This is a genomic window from Vibrio sp. 10N.222.48.A3 (assembly GCF_041475345.1).
GTDB classification, from domain to species: Bacteria; Pseudomonadota; Gammaproteobacteria; order Enterobacterales; family Vibrionaceae; genus Vibrio; species Vibrio tasmaniensis_A.
This window is the reverse complement of record NZ_JBFRVX010000633.1, coordinates 1-3,755: the sequence shown is the minus strand read 5'-3', so window position 1 is coordinate 3,755 and position 3,755 is coordinate 1. Positions and strand designations below refer to the sequence as shown.

The 3,755-nt window shown below is 44.0% G+C and carries 3 protein-coding genes; 2 read left to right on the top strand and 1 reads right to left on the bottom strand.

The features are described from left to right. Positions 1-4 precede the first annotated feature (4 nt). Complete coding sequence (locus tag AB4653_RS17510) at positions 5-1,567, top strand: SpoVR family protein (protein WP_102257370.1); 1,563 nt, start codon at positions 5-7, stop codon at positions 1,565-1,567. A gap of 205 nt (positions 1,568-1,772) precedes the next feature. Here the strand turns inward: AB4653_RS17510 and sohB are convergent, their stop codons facing one another. Continuing rightward, on the bottom strand, positions 1,773-2,834 hold the full coding sequence (gene sohB, locus AB4653_RS17505; RefSeq protein WP_009849001.1) for a protease SohB: 1,062 nt from the start codon (positions 2,832-2,834) through the stop codon (positions 1,773-1,775). A gap of 143 nt (positions 2,835-2,977) precedes the next feature. Here sohB and AB4653_RS17500 point away from each other — a divergent pair, with 143 nt between their 5' ends. Then, positions 2,978-3,718 carry a YciK family oxidoreductase gene (locus tag AB4653_RS17500; RefSeq protein ID WP_009849000.1) on the top strand — a complete coding sequence of 247 codons (741 nt, stop codon included), beginning with the start codon at positions 2,978-2,980 and terminating at the stop codon, positions 3,716-3,718. The last annotated feature ends 37 nt before the right edge of the window (positions 3,719-3,755 follow it).

The window sequence follows — 3,755 nt, the reverse complement described above, 5'->3', positions numbered from 1 at the left end:
TGCCATGACAGCGAAATCAAACGTTGCAGAGAAAGACAAATCTGCACAGAAGAAAAACAACAAGATGCTGCCTGATGGTCCAGATTGGACGTTCAACCTCTTGGAACAATATCACGTAGAAATTAAGCGTGTGGCGCAGCATTACCGTTTAGACACTTACCCGAACCAGATTGAAGTGATTACCTCTGAGCAGATGATGGATGCTTACTCCAGCATTGGTATGCCCATCAACTACAACCACTGGTCTTTTGGTAAGAAGTTCATCCAAACAGAGCAAAACTACAAACACGGCCAAATGGGCTTAGCGTACGAAATCGTGATCAACTCAGATCCGTGTATCGCTTACTTAATGGAAGAGAACACGGTCACGATGCAAGCGTTGGTAATGGCGCATGCCTGTTACGGCCATAACTCGTTCTTTAAGGGTAATTACCTGTTCCAAACTTGGACTGATGCAAGCTCGATTATCGACTATCTATTGTTCGCGAAAAAATACATTACCGATTGCGAAGAAAAGTATGGTGTGGCTGAAGTCGAGAAACTTCTCGATTCTTGTCATGCTCTCATGAACTACGGCGTAGACAGATACAAACGCCCAGAGAAGATTTCCATTGCGGAAGAAACCGCAAGACAAGAAGAACGTGAAGCTTACCTGCAATCTCAAGTGAATGAGCTGTGGAGGACCGTTCCCCAAAATAAAAGCAAGGAAGAAGAAACCAAGATACGTTTCCCTAGTGAGCCTCAAGAAAACATTCTCTACTTTATTGAAAAGAACGCCCCACTGCTTGAACCTTGGCAACGAGAGTGTGTTCGTATTGTTCGCAAGGTAAGTCAATACTTCTATCCTCAGAAACAAACTCAAGTAATGAACGAAGGCTGGGCAACCTTCTGGCATTACACCATTCTTAACCATCTTTACGACGAAGGCTTGGTGAGTGATAAGTTTATCTTAGAATTCCTACACAGCCACACCAGCGTGGTCGCACAACCCGCCTACAACAGCCCTTATTTCAGTGGGATAAACCCTTATGCGCTTGGCTTTGCAATGTTTAGAGACATTCGACGTATCTGTGAAGAACCAACCGATGAAGACAAAGAATGGTTCCCTGAGTTAGCCGGAAGTGATTGGTTAGAGGCGGTGCACTTTGCCATGCACAATTTCAAAGATGAAAGCTTTATCAGCCAATACCTTTCACCAAAAATCATTCGAGACTTTAAGTTGTTCTCTGTTCTCGACGACGACCGCAAAAACACCATTGAGATAAGCGCTATTCACGACGATCCGGGCTATCGCTTAATTCGTGAAAAGCTTGCGGCGCAGTACAATCTAAGCAACCTTGAGCCGAATATTCAGGTGTTTAATGTCGATGTTCGCGGTGACCGCTCGATGACACTGCAATATGTACCTCACGGCCGTATCCCGCTTGATAAAGGCTACGACGAAGTGATGAAACATCTCTATCGCTTATGGGGCTTTGATGTGATTCTGGAAGAGCTCAAAGACACAGGTCATCGAGAGATTCTGACCACTTGTCCAAAACGCAATGACTATGGAGCCAAGATTTAATATCAATCACAGTAAGTCAGTGCTTGGTATAAAACTCCGCTCCCCCTACAACATAGTGGTCACCCGCTCGGAAGTGGAGCAATAAAAAAGCGCATAAGTCTTATGACTTATGCGCTTTCTTTTTAAGGCTCAAACGTCTTCAATAGACGCAAGGCACTAAACCTAGATACTAGATACTAGATACTAGAGCTAAAACTAAATAAGCTTAAACAATCGGCTTTTGACCACGTTCAATCAGCTTCATCAGCACGCTGTCTGCAGATTTACCTGCCACGCCCGCTAGTTTGTCTGAAAGCTTTTTCTTCTGTACGTAGTGAATCGCTAGAACTGTTTTGTCCTTACATGCCGCTACGACTAAATCATCAGAAGTGCTAATCTCATCCACCAGCCCAAGTTCATGCGCTTGTGTACCAAACCAGTGCTCACCCGTTGCTACTTTTTCAAGATCTAGCGCAGGTCGGTGGTCACGGATGAAATCTTTAAACAAACCATGAGTTTCCTCTAGCTCTTCTTTAAACTTCTCGCGTGCTTTATCACTGTTCTCACCAAACATAGTAAGCGTGCGTTTGTACTCACCTGCCGTTAGCTGTTCGAATTCAATGTCGTGCTTTTTAAGCAGTTTGTTGAAGTTTGGCAGTTGAGCGATAACACCAATAGAACCAACAATAGCAAACGGTGCAGATACGATTTTGTCTGCGATACATGCCATCATGTAACCGCCACTTGCTGCGACTTTATCTACCGAGATAGTCAGAGGCAGACCTGCCGCTTTGATACGGTCAAGTTGAGAAGACGCCAGACCATAGCCGTGAACCATACCACCGCCAGACTCAAGCTTAAGCAATACTTCATCACCTTCACGAGCAACAGCCAGAACCGCCGTTACCTCTTCACGTAATGAAGCCACTTCTTTCGCATCAATGCTGCCATTAAAATCAAGAACGAATAGGTGTGGTTCACGCTTGCTATCAAGCTCACCCTCTTTCGCTGCTTTCTTCACTTCTTTGCCACGTGATTTTACTTTTTCTTTTTCCGCTTTCTTTTCTGCTTTATCACGTGCTTTGATGAAAGCATCATCATGCAAATGGTGCTCTAGTTGTTCAATCGTTTGTTTGTGATGCTCAGATAGGTTCGTGATTTCCAGCTCACCTTTAATTGCGCTTGATTTTCCACCCACAGATTTAGCTATCACTAAAATTGCAATGATGGCGATTACAACGGTCGCAATCTTGGCTAAAAACAAGCCGTAGTCCAACAAAAATTCCAATGTCATATCCCCTATTGTATGAATTAGTGTATTGTAACCATCTTGTCACGATTACCAAGAATTTCTCATCATTCCTGCGGTTATCTGTGTGATTAAACATCAATGGAATGACGAACATAATAAAAGAAAGAAGGATAAGCACAGTGGATTACCCAATCTCTACAGATGCCCTCAAAGATAAAGTAATTTTGGTTACAGGTGCCGGTGCTGGCATTGGTCGCCAAGCCGCGCTAAGTTTCGCTCAACATGGTGCAACTGTTATTCTGTTAGGCCGCAATGTCAAAAACCTTGAATTAATTTACGACGAAATCGAAAGCGCTGGTTACCCACAGCCTGCGATTATCCCATTGGATTTAAAAGGCGCGACAAAACAGAACTACATCGACATGGCTGAAACCATTGAATCACAGTTCGGTCGTTTAGATGGTCTACTGCATAACGCAGGTGTGCTTGGCACGTTAAGTCCATTCGATCAAATCGATGAAGAAACGTTTGATGGCGTCATGCAAATCAACGTTAAAGCTGAATTTCTAATGACTCAAGCATTACTGCCTGTCATTAAGAAAGCGGAAGCGGGTCGTATTGTCTTTACCTCTTCAACGGTTGGTCACTCTGGTCGTGCGTTCTGGGGCACTTACGCGATTTCAAAGTTTGCTACAGAAGGCATGATGCAGATCTTAGCCGATGAGCTTGAAGGTACCGATATCCGTGTTAATGCGATTAACCCAGGCGGTACTCAAACACGCATGCGTGCAAAAGCGTACCCAGGTGAAGATGCGAACAAGCTAAAAACGCCACTCGACATCATCCCGTTGTATCTACACTTAATGAACCCAAGTGTGACAGACATTCATGGCCAATGTATCGATGCTCAACCTAAGTAACTGATATCATTAATCAATAGTAAAAAGTCGCTTCCAT

Coding starts and splice junctions, on each gene's coding strand:
- AB4653_RS17510 (WP_102257370.1), top strand. CDS start 5: ATGACAGCGAAATCAAACGTTGCAGAGAAAGACAAATCTGCACAGAAG.